Origin of the sequence: Amycolatopsis saalfeldensis, assembly GCF_900110575.1 — a bacterium.
GTDB lineage: Bacteria > Actinomycetota > Actinomycetes > Mycobacteriales > Pseudonocardiaceae > Amycolatopsis > Amycolatopsis saalfeldensis.
Map to the genome: position 1 here is coordinate 1 of NZ_FOEF01000030.1, position 16,286 is coordinate 16,286.

At 66.8% G+C, this 16,286-nt stretch carries 11 protein-coding genes; 9 read left to right on the forward strand and 2 right to left on the reverse strand.

The window, feature by feature from the left end:
* Nucleotides 1-269 precede the first annotated feature (269 nt).
* From BMY97_RS41300 to BMY97_RS41315, 4 genes are all read left to right on the forward strand, one after another.
* Complete coding sequence (locus BMY97_RS41300; protein WP_177231790.1) at nucleotides 270-1,814, forward strand: ParB/RepB/Spo0J family partition protein; 1,545 nt, start codon at nucleotides 270-272, stop codon at nucleotides 1,812-1,814.
* Nucleotides 1,815-1,874: 60 nt separating this feature from the next.
* The gene (locus BMY97_RS41305; protein ID WP_091628530.1) at nucleotides 1,875-2,951 is read left to right on the forward strand and encodes a ParA family protein; all 1,077 of its coding nucleotides are present in this window, start codon (nucleotides 1,875-1,877) and stop codon (nucleotides 2,949-2,951) included.
* Nucleotides 2,952-3,518: 567 nt separating this feature from the next.
* Entirely contained in the window at nucleotides 3,519-3,797 is a 279-nt protein-coding gene (locus tag BMY97_RS41310) for a type II toxin-antitoxin system Phd/YefM family antitoxin (protein WP_091628532.1), read from the forward strand.
* A gap of 563 nt (nucleotides 3,798-4,360) precedes the next feature.
* Complete coding sequence (locus BMY97_RS41315; protein ID WP_177231791.1) at nucleotides 4,361-6,313, forward strand: helix-turn-helix domain-containing protein; 1,953 nt, start codon at nucleotides 4,361-4,363, stop codon at nucleotides 6,311-6,313.
* A 565-nt stretch (nucleotides 6,314-6,878) separates the two neighbouring features.
* Here BMY97_RS41315 and BMY97_RS41320 read toward each other — a convergent pair.
* Nucleotides 6,879-7,973 carry a hypothetical protein gene (locus tag BMY97_RS41320; RefSeq protein ID WP_143086446.1) on the reverse strand — a complete coding sequence of 365 codons (1,095 nt, stop codon included), beginning with the start codon at nucleotides 7,971-7,973 and terminating at the stop codon, nucleotides 6,879-6,881.
* 349 nt (nucleotides 7,974-8,322) lie between these two features.
* Here BMY97_RS41320 and BMY97_RS41325 point away from each other — a divergent pair, with 349 nt between their 5' ends.
* The 5 genes from BMY97_RS41325 (at nucleotide 8,323) to BMY97_RS41345 (ending at nucleotide 15,757) form a co-directional block, all read left to right on the forward strand.
* Nucleotides 8,323-9,261, forward strand: a complete 939-nt coding sequence (locus tag BMY97_RS41325) for a hypothetical protein (RefSeq protein WP_091628538.1) — start codon at nucleotides 8,323-8,325, stop codon at nucleotides 9,259-9,261.
* Between the two features lie 1,538 nt (nucleotides 9,262-10,799).
* Nucleotides 10,800-11,102 carry a hypothetical protein gene (locus BMY97_RS41330; protein WP_091628539.1) on the forward strand — a complete coding sequence of 101 codons (303 nt, stop codon included), beginning with the start codon at nucleotides 10,800-10,802 and terminating at the stop codon, nucleotides 11,100-11,102.
* A 129-nt stretch (nucleotides 11,103-11,231) separates the two neighbouring features.
* The gene (locus BMY97_RS41335) at nucleotides 11,232-13,523 is read left to right on the forward strand and encodes a hypothetical protein (RefSeq protein ID WP_218157002.1); all 2,292 of its coding nucleotides are present in this window, start codon (nucleotides 11,232-11,234) and stop codon (nucleotides 13,521-13,523) included.
* A gap of 44 nt (nucleotides 13,524-13,567) precedes the next feature.
* Nucleotides 13,568-14,182, forward strand: coding sequence for a hypothetical protein (locus tag BMY97_RS41340; protein WP_091628542.1), 615 nt, complete (start codon nucleotides 13,568-13,570; stop codon nucleotides 14,180-14,182).
* 345 nt (nucleotides 14,183-14,527) lie between these two features.
* The gene (locus BMY97_RS41345) at nucleotides 14,528-15,757 is read left to right on the forward strand and encodes a hypothetical protein (RefSeq protein ID WP_091628544.1); all 1,230 of its coding nucleotides are present in this window, start codon (nucleotides 14,528-14,530) and stop codon (nucleotides 15,755-15,757) included.
* A gap of 100 nt (nucleotides 15,758-15,857) precedes the next feature.
* Here the strand turns inward: BMY97_RS41345 and BMY97_RS41350 are convergent, their stop codons facing one another.
* Nucleotides 15,858-16,286 carry a hypothetical protein gene (locus BMY97_RS41350; RefSeq protein WP_143086447.1) on the reverse strand — a complete coding sequence of 143 codons (429 nt, stop codon included), beginning with the start codon at nucleotides 16,284-16,286 and terminating at the stop codon, nucleotides 15,858-15,860.

Consider the following 16,286-nt stretch of genomic DNA (forward strand, 5'->3'; position numbering starts at 1 on the left):
GAACCTCCAACCGCCTCTATGCTGACCTCACTCAGTTCGCGGGCTGCTTGAGGGCATCGATATGCGAGCAATCGATGAGAGCGTGGCGGCACGATCGCCAGTCCCGAGCATGGTCTTGCTTCTCAGCAGCGACGGTTAAACGACGATCAGCCGAAGGGTTCCAACACATGCCCCGTAACAATCAGGGAAGCAAAGGGCCGAGGGGCACCGGAACGACCGTGGTCGCTAGCCCGCCCGTTATTCCCGCGCTGCCGATCCCAGTTGCGGGAGTGGCAGGCTCTCAGCCCGGCGGCGCGGGCGCCCTGAAGTCCTTTGGGATCGGAAGCCTCGAGAAAGAAATCGAGCAGAACCCGGACCGGTTCCGCATCATCGACATCGAGCTGACGGAGATCGTCGACAGCCCGATCAACCCGAAGCACCGGCAGGAGCTGGACGAGGACAGGCTCTCTGACATCCTGCCCAGTGTTCGCGAGTTCGGGGTCATCTCACCGATCCTCGTGTGTGAGCGCGCAGAGCTGATCAAGAACTCGCCACAACTCGACAGTGACACTGAGCAAGGCCACTACGTCATCCTCGCGGGACACCGGCGGCGGGCGGCCAGCACTCTGGCGGACCTCGAAGCCATCCCGGCGATCATTCGCAACGAGTATGCGACTGCTCGCGCTCTCGCGCAGATCTTCCTGGTCGAAAACTCAGGCCGGCTGCAGCTGACCGAGCTTGAAGAAGCTGAGGGGTTCAAGCGCCTTTACGACGACGGGCTCAGCTACCAGGAAATCGTCGACACCGTCGGTGGCTCGGTGAAGAGCAAAAGCCAGGTGAGTCGTCGAATCTCGCTTCTCAAACTCACTCCTCTTGGCAAGGAACTTCTGAACACGCGGCAGATCACCGCGGATGGAGCACTCACGGTCCTTGCCGAGCTTCCCGATGACGAGAGCCGCGATAGGGCGTTGACCGCAGCCACAACCGGCGACATCGATGAGCGGCCGAGCCTTAAGGCCGCAGTAAAGCAAGAAGTTCGACGGCTGAGCGAGATTGCTGAAACCAAAGCGCTTCGCGAGCAAATCCAGCAGACCGGCCTGCCGGAAATCGACCCGAAGGAACACTGGGGTGACGATGGCTGGCAGCATCGCCTAGCTACTGACGAAGAGATCGATAGCGCTCGGGCAGAGAAAAACCTCGCCGGAGTCGCGATCGTCGATGGCGCGCTGCAGTACTTCAGCGTCGACCTCGCACCGGCGGTCAAGGCTGCCGTTGCCGAGTCGGAGGCGGCGAGCGACTCGGGAGAAAGCGACGAGATCGAGAGCGACAACTCGACTGCAGGCGCCTCCAAAACGAAGAGCGGCAAAAAAGAACCTGCACCAGTAGATCTGGAGCAGCAAAGGATCGTGCAAGAGCGCCGCCAAGCCCATCATGATTCGGCCGCTAAGCGGAAGCAGGCATGCCAGAAGATCGTCGCCGACTACAGCACGTTCAAGGACAACCAACGTCACGCGCTGATCGAGATTCTGACCGACGGGGTTCTCGCTGGCGGCGTAGACAAGGCGGTCCTTCGGCGCAGCGAGGTTGCACAGTGGACTGGGGCATCCGTCGCTACAGAGTTTGACCTGGGCGAGGTGATCTCCAGCGACCGTCCTCAGGCAAGTCGACTTGCCCTGGCTGCGACTCTCGCATCGATCGAAGCGCAAGCAGCAGACGAGCGCTACCTGGGCGGCCGGCCATGGCCCCCAGTCGTGGTCAGGTACATCACGCGGCTCGTTGAACTGGGATACCACAGCCTCTCGCCCTACGAAGAAGACAAGCTCCAGAACCTGTGAGCACCGTTCGACTCCTGCGTTCCAGTCTGGAACGCCGACCTGCTTGAAAGGGCCCCACAAATGACGGAAGCCACCTCTGTGATGAAGGTGTCCGCTCAAGAACGCCTCAGCCAAGCAGTAGCCAGGTACATCGAGGAGACGCCGCTTACAGCCCCAGTCGAGTTCGGCACTGTTGGGGAAGCCGGCTCGGCGGGCAAAACGACCGCGCTCGTAACCTACGCTGCACTGCTTGCTCAGCTCGGCTTCGAGGTCGAGGTTGTCGATCTCGACGGACAGGGCAATGCGAGCAAGCACTTTGGGATTGGCGTGAGCGACGGGCTCGATGACGGTGACAAAGGTGATGGTCTCTTGGTACTGGGCAAGGAGTACAGCCCAGGAGTGAAGTACCCAGCACCCCTTGTACTTGGTGACGCGCTGCTGCGTCGCAAAGCTCAGTTTCCCGGCGAAGACGAGCCTCGTGCAATCACCCTCGATGACATTCGCCGGTGCGCGTACAACGAGTCCGGGATTCCGGGGTATGGAGTTGTCGTTCCGAGCAGCGATGCGAACACCATTGCCTGGCTCAAGCGGATTCACATCTATCCCAACGGCCCCTCCTACGTTACAGGCGAGAAGATCGACTTCTATCGCGACGAAGCCGAGCTCGCCGCCTCAGACCCGCTCGCTGGAATGCTCCTCAGCCGCCGCATGGATAAGGTCCAGTCGGCTCCTCACTTCCGCGGCTACGACTTGCACGGAACCAAGTCGATGTCCATGATGTCCGCACTGGTAAGGCTGAAGCGAGCGATCAACTGCGTCCTTCTCGACGACAAGACAACAGGCGTTGACCTCACGCATCTGAAAGAGACGATCACTTCAATCCAGGAGTACAACCCAGATCTCCGTCTGTCGATGATCCTGCCTTGTCGAGTGAAAGCGTCATCCCAACGCGGCAAATTTGGCCAGGAGATGCTTGATCGGCTCCGCAAGCGCCATGGCGAGATCGTTCCTGACGTCGAGATCCGTGAAGCAGTCACCGTCAGCGAGGCCTACAACGGGCGCGAACCGCTTCCGATGTGGGTGCCCAGGGACCCGGTGACAGACGACTTCCGGAACTCCCTCGCTTGGGCGTTCGAGAACGGGGTATTCGCGCCCTAAGCCCCAACCAGCTTCGAGAGATCACCGCAGTGGTGATCGACGCACAACACCACACCGATAGACATCGCGATGCCGCGGCCTTGATTCCAGAGGCCGCGGCATCGCGATGTCTGGGATGTCTCTGCTCCCCCACGCTTGCCTGCAACCACCTGGCGGCGAAAGTGTAGGTGGCTGACTTCCAGCTCTCGGACGTAGCGTCCTGCCACGAAATTCGCCATCACTCCCTGCCACTCCCCCAGTCTGTGCGGGTGGGCACCACCCTGGCTGATGCGAACAAGTAGCCCGCAGTCGAGATACTTAGCCCCGGAGGCTCTCCTCACGTCGCGCGCGCGCACCCGCCCGTGCGGGCGCGCGACTATACAGCACTGACGGCAACATTGCTACTGCGGACAATCCGGAATCTAGTGCGGCGTACAACCCCCCAGCTTCGCCACTGGCTAGCGAAGAGGGCTCCAAGAGGGTCCGAAGGACCCGAGAGAACCTGGAAGGCTGCTAGCGCATCTGAGAGCGACACGCCGAGGGGGGTTGTGATCGCGCTGGAGGGCGAGATGTTGTAACTTCTCGGGTATGACGTTGCACGTTCCATCCAAGGAAGCACGAGGAAAGCTCACGCAGCTCCTTGATGCGGTCGAGGCTGACGGTGAGCACGTCATGATCTCGCGCTGGGGCCGCAAAGCCGGCACGGTGATGGTCCCGCAATCTTGGTATGCCCGAGCGGAGCTCGGGCTGAAGATGCTTGAAGCCGTCCAGGCCCTGAAGGGCGGACACGAGACGAATGATGTAGTGCAGGTGTTGGCGATGTTCGCTGAGTTACCTGCCGAAGAGGAGGTACAAGAAGCCTCGTAAACACCACAGAGGCGGCCCCTCAAGGAGAGGCCGCCTCGGCGGATGTAGTGGGGAGACGACTGGACCTCGTCTCCGCTTGCGTCCAACAAGGTCGGTTGGGAAGCCGACCTAGCTGAACCACGCCCCAGTTCACCGCTGGTTCGTGTCATGCACCCGAGTGGTCAACTCGGGCCAATTGAACAGGACTTTTAACTTGTCTAACCCCGAGTCACCACTCGGGCAGCTTTGGCATCCCTCAAGGGGGCCTCTGCTGTGTTGAGTGTACCTTGTGCGCGGCTGTCACTCCAGCGTGGCGGCCGAGTGTTGCCCGTGTGGGCTAGTTACTGCTGCTCAGAGGCATCTGAACTCGACTGTGATCTCGGCGGAAATGATCATCGGAGGCGAAACCAAGCCCCGAATTTCCTTCCGAACCCACGATTCGGACGAGTTTATGACGTTATCCAACGTGGGTCGGCCGGGCGATGACGGCGACGTTGTTGGACGTTGTCCCTGATCAGAGCTCCTGGAAGGGGGCGACGAGCGACCACTCCCCTGGTGTTGTCTGGAAGACGCTGAGTGCGGGAATGGTGGCGCCGGATCGCCGGCGGTCGGTCAAGGTGATGGGCGAGAGCGGAAAGTATCGCCGGTGGCCTGTCCCGCTGCAGGCGAAGCTGCCGAGTAGGCCGACCGCGGCGCTGTTGTTCGATCACGACGGCCGCGCGCGGTGGCTTGGGATCGATCTGGATCCTGCGTCCGCGGGCTCGGAGGCGACGCTGGCCGCCGGAGCAGACGCGGCGTCATTGCTGATCAGAGCAGGTTTTCGGCCGATCGTCGATCGGTCACCTCGGGGAGGTGTCCACGTCTGGGCTCGGTTGGAGAAGGCCGAGCCTGTGGAGATCGTGGGCCCGCTGCTTCGTGCGTTCAAGGCGTGGATGGCTGAGCGGCACCCGGGTGTGCAGCTCGACTTGGCGCCGATGTTCAACCCGAAGCAAGGCTGCTTGAGCTTGCCGGCGTCACCATGTCGGGGTGGCGGTCACCGGGAGTTGGTTACTCCCCTGTCGGCCGCGGTCCAGGCGCTCGACGGACCGGTGTCAATCGGCGCGCTCGAACGCCTGGCCGGCGAGCTCGACGTCGGCCTCGGCCAGTTCAACTTCACTCCCCCGCTGATCAGCACCAACAGTGACGATGAACCGGTCGTGCCCTCGGTGTCAGGACCTCGGCCGCTCAAAGCAGCGGCTCTCGAGTACCTGACCCGCGGCGAGCTCGGCAACTACGCTGGCCGCAGCGAAGCTCGCCGCGCGGCGATCCTCCACGTCGTCTGGCAGAGCTGGACCTTCGCAGCGCTACGCGAGAACGTCGAGAACGGCACCTTCCGCGGCCTGGCCGACGACGTCAACCGCCCCAGCAAGCGCGGCCTCAGGTATCTGGAGCAGGAGTGGAACCGTGCAGCCGAAGCCGTCCGAAAAGCCCTCGCCGAAAGGGCCGAAAATGCCGCAGAACGCGATTTCCGGGATTCCGCACACACTTACAGTTTTTTACACGGGGGGGTATCTAAGGGGCCTGGGGGAAATTCGCACTGGACGCACCGCTGGCTGCAATCGGCGGAGGGATGGGCTCGGCAGAACTACCAGGGATCTCGGTTCTTGACCGTTGCTGCTGTCCTGCATGGGATTGCGTGGCTGGCGTTGCTGCAGAGCGACTCGGAGGCGGATCGTTTGCGGGTAGCGGAGCTACCCGTGCGGAGCCTTCGGCTGGTGACGGGGCTGATCGGCATCGAGACGATCGCCGAGGTGCTGAGGGACTTGCAGGACGCCGTCGGGTCGCCGGTGCTGCTGATCGAGTCGGGCGCGGGTACGGCCCGGGGCAGCCGGTACTACCTGCGGCAGATCGCGTCGGCTGAGAATGAATTCTTGCAGGTCAAGCAGCACTTGGGCGCACTGGCCCCGGTGTGGGCGGTGCTGGGGCTAGCTCCGTGGCGGGTGTACAGCGTGCTCGATCGCGGCGGCCGGCAGAGCACGGCGGCGGAGCTGGTGGAGCTCTCCGGCCTGGGCAAATCCGCGGTGTACGACGCACTGCGGCAGCTGCGCGAGCACGGCCTGGTCGAACTCGGCGGGATCGCGGTGGGCGCGACCTCGGTGGCTGACGCTGGCCACGCGGTCGGCGCGGACCAGCTCTATGCCGACGCGCTGCAGCGGATCCGTGTCGAGCGCGAGCAGTGGAAGAAGCTGCTGGCCAGCTGGCAGGACGCGGCAACCGTCAGGTTTGTGGTGCCGGAGGACGCTCCCGGCCCGGCCGAGCGTGATGACTTCGACGACCTGACGGTTGCCGAAGCCCTGGGCCCGGTGCCGTGGGCACTGCTACTGGATCGCGAGCCGCCGGAGGATCCCTACGCGCGGACGACGGTTGAGGATCGGGTTCTCGATCTCCTGGAAGACATGCTCGGAGCGGTCGTGTTGGGCCCGGAGCTCCCAGCTGAGCTGCGGGCGATGGAGGCGTTCGAGCGAAGTTCGCCGGCAAGATCCGGCCACTCCGTGTGATTGGGAGAGTCGACGGGAGCGGGTTTACCTCACCTGTTCACTTCACCCCACCGGGAGGGGGCTGCCCGCGTGTAGGCGCAGGCGAGAGGGGGGTGGGGCAGGTGAGGTGAACAGGTGAAGTGAAGTGACACGAAGACTCGCAAAAACTACAGAGCGTGAATGCCTTGGTTCGGTGGGCGGGTCGGCCCGAACGGGGTGGACGTCAGCAGGCGACTGCGCGGTCCTGATCGGACGCGCAGAGGTCTATCGACTTCGGCCAGCGGTGGCAGGAGGGGGTGCCGGGTTGTGCCGTTCCAGTCTGGAACGGCACCCGGGGGCGGAGGGCCGTTCCAGACTGGAACGGCTGTGGGCGCGAAGCGGCGTTCCCGTCCGGAACGGCATCGAGCGCGAGGTGCGTCGGCGGCTTGGCACGTCGGCGATCGGCGATCGGCGAGGAGTGGCCGCAGTGGGGAATCCGGGGATGGCGGTGAACAGCTCGCCGCGTCGAACGAGTCGATGGCCCGGACGGGTGCCGTCCGGGCCATCGGGGTGGTGATCGTTTCGGCGGTGCGCGGCGGCGCCGGATCTACGGCGTGATGAGTTGCCGCGTGGTGACCAGCTCGGTGGCCAGGTGCATGTTGGCCGCGGCCGCGTAGGGTGAACGGCGGCCGAGACCGCACGCGGCGCCGAGCGCCACAACCCGGCTTCCAAGAGTGCTGATGGCGATCTGGGCGGCAATAGCGGTCGCGCTGGGATGGTTTTCCGCGACAATTCCAGGAATGACGCTGATGCCATCCTGGAGGTTCTTCAGCGATCGGTAGAATTGCGGATCTGTCGGAGGTTCCGCATTCCCGTGGCACATGGGGATGTGGACGGGGGGCATTGGCTGGTCTTGGCTGACGAGTGCGGTGTTGAGGGCGTTCAGGAATAGAACCGCGGCGTCGAGATCTGTCGGTGTGAAAAGCGGCTGGTGTTCCAAATCGCCGTAGCACAAGTGCAGGATCCAGCTTGCCCGGCTGGCCGCCGAGAGTACTTCGGCGACCTGGTGCACGAGCTGAGTCGTCAGCGCTGGCCACTCCTCGCGTGGGGTGTGGTGGTAGCTGGCCAGGATGGCGGGGCTTTCCAGCTGCAGCTGCAGCCGCTCGCCCCAGGTGTCCACGAGGTCGACGACTTCGCTGATCAGGGATTTCTGCATCGCCGGCATCCACTGGTGCGCCGCTGCGGGTGAGCCTGCCGCGAACATCGCCCGGTCCAGCGAGTTCGGCACGCTGACCTGCACCCGGGCGGGAACCGGGCGGGCGGCGGCGAGCCGGTCGTGGGCTGCGATCGCGTCGGCGGTGTGCTGGTGACGGCCGAGGGCGAGGTCGTGCGGGTTGAGCTCGTGGCCCGGGCGGATGCGGTGCGAGGGGATGTCGTCGTAGCCGCGGCTGGCACCGGGTCGGACCTGCTCGAGGGCGTCGACGTGAACCAGCTGATCAAGCCAGTCGATGATCCAGCGCGAGTCGGGCTCGAACGGCAGCGCTGTGAGCGTCGCGCCCGCGCTGTGGTCGAGCAGCCAGCTCATCGCGCGGTCCGGATCGCCGCCGACCGCGGGCGGGACCGAGCCCACGAGATGGAGCGCCAGCGGGGGAGCGGGCAGCGGGCGACGTGCGTCGTCGGCGGGTGGTGCTGCAGGTGACATCGGAACTCCTGGTCTGACAACAGGAAGCGACGCTTCTGATCGATGAGAAGCCGCTGATCAGAGGCCGTTTCGGGCCTGCTACCTGCGGCGTCGCCGACCTGGCCCAGGTGCGTCCGGGGCGGTCGGTGTGACTGGGAACCCTCTTGATCAGGAGCGAGAGCTTCACGTAACGTGGCAAAAGTAACGTTACTGTAGAGACGTAACTGATTGGAGGGAGGGGCCGTGATCAGCGAAAACACGATTTCAGCCGCCGCGGGCATCGCTCGCACGCCGCGGCCCGAGCTGCTGGGAGCGTCAGCGCGGCCCCGAGACCTGCCGAGTTGCCCGACCGTGCGGAGGAGCACTACCCATGACGACGTCGTTCGCTGAGCCGGAGGTCGTTCCGCCGCGCATCAACGGGCACCCGCGTTCGGAAGCCACGGACCTGGGTGCCGACCTGCAGCTGCCTCGGCAGAGGTTCTTCCGCCGGTCGCCGGCCCCGCCCACGGGCGAGACCCGGCGCGTGCGCAAGCTGCGCAAGAAGCTTGCCGAGCACACCGCGATCAGCACCTTCATGGACGACCGGAACTGGACCGAGGCGGACACGCCCCGCGTGCTGACCGAGCGTTCCAAGGCCGCCGAGGCGGCGAAGCTGCAGAGGCTGCTGCACGACACCAACCGTCGTGCACTGTCGACCGCGCGCTGGCGCACCGCCATCACCTACGCCGCCGGCGCGGGCCTGGTGCTGAGCCTGTTCGTGTCCACGGCGAACGTGCACGACACCGTCGCCGGTGGCGCTCCCGAGGGCAGCGGCAAGTGGTGGTTCGCCTGGACAGTCGAGCCGGCCATCGCCCTGCTGATGCTGTCGCTGTTCGCCTTCCAGGCGTTCATGGCCACTCGTGGCGTGCACGTCGACGATCCAGCGGTCAAGCGAACCGAAAAAGCGTTGCTGGCAACCACCTTCGTGCTCAACACCTGGCACCACCTGCCGTTCGTGGCCGACAGGTTCGACTTCGTCGAACTCGTCAGCCACGGGGTGTGGCCACTGCTTGCGGTGCTGATCGTGACCTGCGTGCCGCGGATGTGGGCGTACTTCGGCTACCTCGACCACGGCGGCCTGCTGCCCGCGGATCCGCACCTGCGGGACAAGCTCGAAGTCGCCCGGCAGTGGATCGCAGACGGTGTTCTGCCAGTCAGTCCCGGCCGGAAAGAACTTGAGCGGACCTACCGCGAGCACGGCATGAAGGTCGGCACCGGGATGGTCCAGCGGGTCCACCGCTGCCTCAACGGCCGCACCGAACTTCTCTGATCAGCAACGACCGGCCAACCCAGGAGGTGAACCAGATGACCACCGAAACCACCGACGTCACAGACGAGTCCACCACGGACAGCGCAACACCGTTGGCCCGCAACGTGTTCGAGAGCACCCCGCTCCCGGCTCTAGACGACTCGGCATCGGCACAGGAGCCGGAGGCCACGACCACTTCGGCAACGACGGCGACGGAGAAGGGCAAGGACGGCAAGACCGAGACCACGACCGCGTCGCAAGGAATCTCGGCCTCAAGGTTGCTCGGTTGGTCGGCTCCCGTCGTGGCGCTCGTGGCAGGCGGCGCGATGTGGGCGGTATCCCCGCTTCTCGCGCTCGGGGTGTTCGGTGGAACCGCGGCGGCCGGCGGTGCCGGGCTGGCTGCGCACCGGATGATGCGCAACCGCAAGGGATCCGGCCGCCGGACACCGGCGCCCGCACCCCGCTCCATGGGGATGGGGCGGGGCCGCGGTCTGCTACCGCGGTCCCGATCCGGCGCGGCTCCGCGCGGGAGCAGCGGGTCCGGCGGCCGCGGCGTGTTCGGCCGAGGCGGTGGCAGCGCGCGGCGGACAGGACCAGGCAGGGCCGGTGCCGCCGGCACGGGACGCCGATCGCTGATGAGCCGGCTGACTCCGGCGCGCTCGCGTGCCGCACGAGCGTCCGCGACACCCCCATCGACGCCCGGACGCGCCGGACGACGTCAGGTCGGTGGCGCCGCGAGCGGCGGCAACGGACGGCGCAGGTTCGGACGGCGCGGCTCCGGTGGCGCCGCCGGGAGCAGCGGAGCGGGACGAGGACGCTCGGCGGCCGGCCGCAAGGGCACGTCCGGCGGGCGCAAGGGATCCGGGACCGCCTCGACGTCCGGCACCGGACGTGGATCCGGGGGACGCGGCAAGTCCGGCTCGGGCAACAAGAACACGGGACGCCGTCACCTGTGGCCGTTCCGCGGGCGCGGCAAGGGAGCCGCGGCCGAGGACGCCGGCGATCGTTCGCGTGGACGACGCCGACGTCGACGGGGCCGTGGCCGCGGGAAACCCGGTCAGGACACGAACACGAACCCGGAGACCAAAAAGGACGACACCGCTGATCAGACAGGACGCCGACGCCGCCGATGGTGGCGTCGCAAGCGGAGCAAGGAAGCCGAGGGCGCAAAACCGCAACCAGACAAGTCCGGTTCGGACAGTGAAGCCAAGCCGGAGCCGGACAAAGGCAGCCGCACCCGTCGCCGTCGGCGGCGCCGCCGACGGGGCAACTCGGCGCGCGACAAGGACTTTCCGTTCGACGACGCCGGATTCTCCAATCCGCCGCTCGACCCCACTGGTGAGGACGGGCGACGGAAATCGCGCACCGGCAAGGAGAAGCCGACCTCGGCGCCGAAGGACACGCCAGCCTCAGAGCAGCCGCCCGAGGCACCGAAGCCAAAGGCGGCCCCGAAGCCGGTTGAGGAAGCCGACATCGACGACCAGGGACACCCCGCCACACCAGCACCACCGCGACCGCAACCCGCAGCCGCGACCGGAACAGATGGAAGGAGCAGTGCGATGGAGACCGACATCGGAACGACCGGGATGGCCGCCCAGGAAGACCCGTCGACCCACACGACGACAGCGTCCGCGTTCGGCGACGCCGCGGACAACGCGCGAGCGTCGGCAACCCAGTTCACCGAGAAGGAGCGGAACCTGCGGCTGCAGGCCGGTCTTCTCTCCGACAAGCCGGACATGGCCGAGGCACAGCAGCGCTTCTCGCAGGAGGCCACCGCCGCGGGTGAGACCGCGGACCTGCGCACCGGCATGGCCGCGGGCTACGACGCCCTCGGGGCCGTGAGCCGCGGCAAGGCCAGCTAAACCCCATGGTCCTCGAACGGGGCCGCGGCCGCGAGCTGACTCCTCGCGGTCGCGGCCCCCTGATACATCGATTGGAGGTAGAAACCCGTGCTCCCGTACAAAGTTGTCTTCACGTGTGGCGCAGGCGTGTTGACGCTGGCGTTCGGGATGCTGCCGGCCATCTTCGAAGCGCCGCCGTTGGCCGCCGTCGCGATCACAGGCGTTTTCGCGGCTGTGTGCGTGCTGATCGCGGACCGTCTGGTGCACGGATCCCGCCTGACCCGGGGATGGTCGTACAAGGTCAAGGTGCTCGCCACGCGCTTCATCGCCGCGGGTGCCACGGTGTTCGTTGCAGCTGTGCTCGTCCTGCAGCTGATCGGGATCCGGTGGTGGGCGGTCTGGTTGATGGGCCTGGCCGCGACGGTGCTCGTGGAGACGGGCGTCGCAGCAGCACTGGAGTACTACTGGTTCCGGTTGCAGCCGAAAGTGAAGCCGGAGCCCGAACCCAAGCCGGAGAACTCGGTGGGAGCAGCTGCGCCGTCGGGCGTTACAGCTGTGTCGCACGAGGTTGTGCGCACCGCCGGTTCAGCGGTGACCGTGCTCGAGCGGGCCGACCTCCAGCTCGATCACACACAGCTGCTGTTCAAGCGCGCGCTGACCGAAGCCGGGTTCGGATGGCTGGCACAGCAGGGATACAAGCCGATTCACGACTTCGGCGCGAAGTTTCAGGTGCAGGTTCCTCCGGAGCGGCTCGCACTCGCGGGCAGCGACACGAGCAAGGCGTCGCTGCCCACGTCGGCGGCCGAGCCGATCGCGATCGCGCTCGCCCACTTGATGCGCATGCCCTTGCAGTCGAAGTGGGTGAACATCCGCAAGGAGCCCGCCGCCGGTGCCTACTCGATTTCCGTGGTGACCCAGGACGTCACCGGCCGGCTGTATCCGTACGAGGATTGCCTGGAGTGGGCGTCGCTGCGCGACCCCGCGCGGGTCGGATTCGGCCTAGACACCGAGCCGGTTTTCCTTCCCCTGCGCCAGCACGGCCAGCACATCGGACAGACGCGGTCGGGAAAGTCGTCGCTGATCAACACCCTGATCGCCTACATCACCCGCTGCCGCGATGCCGTGCTTTGGGTGTGCGGCACGGAGAAGCTCTACGACCTCGTCATGGGTTGGCTGGAGATCTACCTGGGGACCGACTTCGACCTGCCGTTCGACTGGGTCGCCAACGGACCTCAGGACACGGTGGACATGCTGTGCGCGGCGATGAGCGTGGCACGGTACCGCCAGTCGCAGCCGCTGTCGCAGCGCACCGCATGGCCGACCGTGATCGTGCTGATGGACGAGGCGTCGTTCGCGCTGCGGAACAAGAGCGTGCGTGGTGTCTACAACGGACAGAGCTACTACGCCGCGCAAATGGGCGCGATGATCGGCCAGGGCGCCGGTTCGGGAGAGGTCTTCCTGCACTACGCCACGCAGCGCGACACCAACGATCAGCTCGGCGACCAGGGTGGCGACCTGCAGGCTCAGGCGGGGTTCACCACCGCGTTCCGGATCAAGGACCTGGCCACCATCGGGCGGCTGATGGGCGACTACAAGCTGGAAGTCCCCCGACACAAGGGCGAGTTCTGGCTCGACGACGGCGACGGCAACTACCCGCAGCTGGTCAAGGCTCCCTACATTCAGGAGGTCGACCCCACCAAGGACAAGCTCCACAGTGGACTCACTCTGTCGGACGTCGCCTGGGCTCGGCGGAATTTCGTGCGCCGTCTCGACGCGGGCTCGGCGGCTGCCGCCGGACCGAAGTACGCCGCACGCCACACCCGCTACACCCCGGCGTTCCAGGCGTACCTGACCGGTGCTCCGTGCATCGCCCCGGCGCGAGCGGTCGGACCGAGCGAACCGCTGAAGCCCACGACCCCGGCCGCCCCGGCCGGGCAGACGGAGCCGCTGACCGGCGGGGCCGGCGGCGGGCTGGCGGTGGCGGTGGCGGTCGAAGCCTCCCCGGAGGCGGTCGCCCGGCTCGCCCAGATGGCCGGAGTGGACCTGACCAAGATGAGCGCCGCCGAACAAGCCGGATTCGCCACGACCGTGGCCGAAGTCGAGCAGCAGTACGGATCCTTCGACGCGTTCCTGCAGGCGCAGACCGGGACCGCGGCAGCGACGCCGAGCCCGGCGCCGCAGTACGCGCCACCGCAGTACACGCCGCATCCGGCGGCGAAGACACGAGCCGATCGGATCGTCGAGATCGTCGCTGACGCCGATACACAGCCCGTGCGCCGCGCAGTGATCCTCGCAGCGCTGCGCGCGGACGGTGACCCGGTGACGTCAGAGCCCAGCTTCCAGAACGGGCTGGCCAAGCTCGTGGACACCGGACTGCTGATCAAGGTCGACACCGGGCTGTACGCAACCCCGGATCGCCACGACAGCCGCGAAACCGCATGACCGCGCCACTGAACCCAGCCCCTTACCGCCGATGGGAGAAAGCCATGATCGAGCACCGCCAGCGTGATGTGTACGACCGTCTTGATGACGACCTGACGCAGGAAATCCTGAAGAACAAGGGACTTCGGGAGTCTCACGCCACCAACCCGGATTACCGGCGCCTGTTTGATCGGCGGGTCAACGCGCTCACCGGGACACTGCTGCGGTTCCAGGAGAACGTGCCCCGGCTGCGTGAGATCGACGATGAGCTGAAGCAGGCCCGCGACGACTTCGCCGACGCGCGCCGAGACGAGGCTTCGGTCGGTGTGGGCCGGCTTTTCCTGCTGGGGCTGCTGACCCTGGCAGGGCTGACGCTCGCGCTGGCCGGCCTGTTCGGCGGATGGGTGTGGCCGATCACGCTGATCGGAGCGCTCGCCGCCGGTGGTGGCGGGTTGCGCCTGTACGTGCGAATCCAGTTCAAGCGCGACTCCGCCGACGACCGCGATGACGCCGCAGGCGACGTACAGCGGTTGCTCGCCGAGAAGCGACAGCTCCTGCCGCAGCTGCAGCAGGAGGCCCAGGAGGCGCCGCTGCCGGTCGCGTCCGACGGCACGGTCCCGCTGTTCGCGCGGCAGGACACCGGCGACGCCGAGGACACGGTCCTCGCGGCGCAGCGATGAATCCCCGCAGCACCACCGTGTCCGGAGCATCCGCGACCACCGGATGCCCCGGAGACGGGGCCCCGCCGTACCGACGAGAGGACTCGGTTGTGACCACTGTCGATCGTCCCGATGCGACCTACATCCCCCGTTGCCGCGACGTCGTGCTGTGGGTGTGTGGCACCGAGAAGCTCTACGACCTCGGCGCGGGCTGGCTCTAGATCGTCCCCGACGCGCGCCGCGAAATACCCGTCGACGGCGGCGGATTACTGAGCCCGCCGCGGCGCCGCACCGGCTGATCAGCACCGTCACCACCGCCAGCGCACCCACCCCGTCCGGAATCCCACGATCACAAGGAGAAACCCGGTGACCACACCGACCGGCCCGCAGCCGCACATCGTCTTGCAAGGCCCCAGCGCCTCCGGCAAGACGAAGACCGTCCAGCAGATGATCGGCGACCAGCTCGCCCACGACGGCCGCGTGTACGCCTTCACCCCGAACCGGTGGCTGAGCAACCTCGCCGCGACGGGCCTGCCGGTCCAGGTGCCCGGCGACACAGGAGAGGGAAGCTGGTGCACACCCAGCCTGGACTTCCTCCTCAACGCCGCCCGCATGGCCGTGACCGAACCCGACGGCGACCTGCTCGTCGTGCTCGACGACCCGGACCCCGACCTCACCGTGGACCAGATCGCGAACCTCGTGACCACCCTGGGGGCGACCGGCGACACCGGCCTGCGGGTCCTAGTCGCCACCCAGAACAGCGAAGACTTCCCGAAGATGGTGCGCGCCGCGCTGGAAGAGACCGCCGTCCTCCTGCGTACCCCACTGCCGAGCCGAAGCCGCGGCGTCACCAGCCCTCCGGAACCGGCCGCGCCCAGCGCTGCCCTGGACAGGGCCGCGCTGTCGGAGGCGCTGGCGGTCGTCGGCCAAGCGGGCCGAGGCCGCCACACTCTCATCATCGGCGAGGCGGGCATGCTACTGACCCACACGCTGCAGTCCGAGCTCGCCGCGCTGCCCAGCGGCCTGCTGTGGGCGCACACCGCGCGCCCCGACCGCCTTCGCGGTGTCACCGCACACCTGGACACCGCGCACGCTGAACTGTTCGTGCTGATCAGGCAGGCCGCGGCGGTCGTGATCGACCGCGGCGACCGGCAAGGCCGCAACGCCGGCACCGAGGCCGACGACACCACGATCCTGGTCCTCATCGACGGCGCGTTCGACGAGAACACCATGACCGACTGGCCCGCCAAGACGGTCGAAGACCTGCAGGTCCTCCTGGAGTACGGGCTGCAATGGAACGTGCGCGCCGTGATCACCGTCCCGGATCGGGCGCGCGTGCCGGCGCTGCTGCTGGATCGCTTCGAGCAGCAGCGCACCACCACCCGGATCGTCGACCTGCCGGCACTCACCTGGCCGGAGAACGCCGAAACCGCTGATCGCAGCCGGGAACTCGACCGGCTGCTGCGCGAAGTTCGCGCGTGGTTCGAGCAGCGCTACCGCCCCGGATGCCACGTCACACTCGAGTTGCCGCCGGAGATCGCTCCTGGCGACTTCCGTTGCCGGGTCGTTCCACAACACGCCTCGGCGAGCGCCTGAGTCCTCAGCTCTCATCGGCGCCGTCGGCCCACGGGCGTCCGTGCCCCACGGGCCGACGGCGCTTAAGTCGACGACGAGCAGGGCCGACCGCGGCCACGCCTCAGCGGGCCTGGCGAGACCGGTGCGCCAGTGCTAACTCGGCAATCGACGGGACGGCGAACACCCAGCCACTGATCAGCATGATCCCGGCGCCGGTCTCGAAGCGGACCACAGACACCGACAGCAGTCCAATGAGGATCCACACCACCACGTCGGCGATCAGGTACGCGGCAACGAAACCGGTCGGCACGCGCGACCCGGCCCAGCGGAACACCAGGGTGATCAGCAGCAGGCCGACAGCGGCCGTGATGACCGCAGTGGCACCCGTCACCCCGGCGTCGCCGAGCTCGGTCCGGACCGCGTCGGCAACGGCGGGATTGCGGCCCAGTACGAGCAACGTCACGCCCCAGGCCACCACAGCGATCACCGCGCAGACCGAGGAGGTCGCGCGGCGCACTGTCAGATTTTGGTTCCCCTCCACCGCGGCCAC

Coding starts and splice junctions, on each gene's coding strand:
- BMY97_RS41315 (WP_177231791.1), top strand. CDS start 4,361: ATGGTGGCGCCGGATCGCCGGCGGTCGGTCAAGGTGATGGGCGAGAGC.
- BMY97_RS41325 (WP_091628538.1), top strand. CDS start 8,323: ATGACGACGTCGTTCGCTGAGCCGGAGGTCGTTCCGCCGCGCATCAAC.
- BMY97_RS41330 (WP_091628539.1), top strand. CDS start 10,800: ATGGAGACCGACATCGGAACGACCGGGATGGCCGCCCAGGAAGACCCG.
- BMY97_RS41310 (WP_091628532.1), top strand. CDS start 3,519: ATGACGTTGCACGTTCCATCCAAGGAAGCACGAGGAAAGCTCACGCAG.
- BMY97_RS41340 (WP_091628542.1), top strand. CDS start 13,568: ATGATCGAGCACCGCCAGCGTGATGTGTACGACCGTCTTGATGACGAC.
- BMY97_RS41305 (WP_091628530.1), top strand. CDS start 1,875: ATGACGGAAGCCACCTCTGTGATGAAGGTGTCCGCTCAAGAACGCCTC.
- BMY97_RS41320 (WP_143086446.1), bottom strand. CDS start 7,973: ATGTCACCTGCAGCACCACCCGCCGACGACGCACGTCGCCCGCTGCCC.